This is a genomic window from Vibrio sp. HI00D65 (assembly GCF_001635455.1).
Taxonomy (GTDB): Bacteria; Pseudomonadota; Gammaproteobacteria; order Enterobacterales; family Vibrionaceae; genus Vibrio.
Genome location: NZ_LWEH01000188.1, coordinates 1 through 586, shown reverse-complemented (window position 1 = coordinate 586; position 586 = coordinate 1). Strand labels below are relative to the sequence as shown.

Below are 586 nucleotides of genomic sequence, written 5' to 3'. Positions count from 1 at the left end.
CTAAAAGGGATTTGTTCATGTTGTGATCCTAAATCGCGTAAATTCCTACCAAACCACATGTTATGGTTTAGCCGCTGGCAGGTATTCGGACTCAAGAGCACAACCTTATGGTTACCTGATATTCGACTTCCCACAAAAAGCTATTTGCAGTGTCTTATGAATACTCGTTCTCTTTTACCGCTGCGCGTCAGTTCTGGATTCACACCAGATTCCCTCTTCAGCCATCTATACATCTAAATGGCACCAGCTGCCGAAGATAGTATTGACCTCTGAATCATTTGTCTAGTCTAAGATAGTTATAAGCTATAGTTTTCATGGCCTATTCACACTGATTGACTCTCAACACTGGACAAGCGCCTGTGATTGAATAAAATCTGCGCTCTTGATTTAAAAGCACGACAGCAAAAGGCATAACAATGGCGAATTTAGATGTAAACCCGCAACGCTACCAAGAACAACTGGCAGAAAAGACTGAGCGTCTGACTGAAATGTTCTCAGAATATAATGTGCCTGAGCTGGAAGTGTACGAATCTCCAGAACAACACTACCGCATGCGTGCTGAGTTCCGCGTGTGGCATGAAGGTGA

The 586-nt window shown here is 43.3% G+C and carries 1 pseudogene and 1 riboswitch; the pseudogene reads left to right on the top strand.

Annotation, left to right across the window (positions count from 1 at the left end):
* Positions 1–59: 59 nt before the first annotated feature.
* Positions 60–263, bottom strand: a riboswitch (cobalamin riboswitch).
* Positions 264–416: 153 nt separating this feature from the next.
* Positions 417–586, top strand: a pseudogene (locus A3712_RS26835) (tRNA (uridine(54)-C5)-methyltransferase TrmA); the annotation flags it as partial.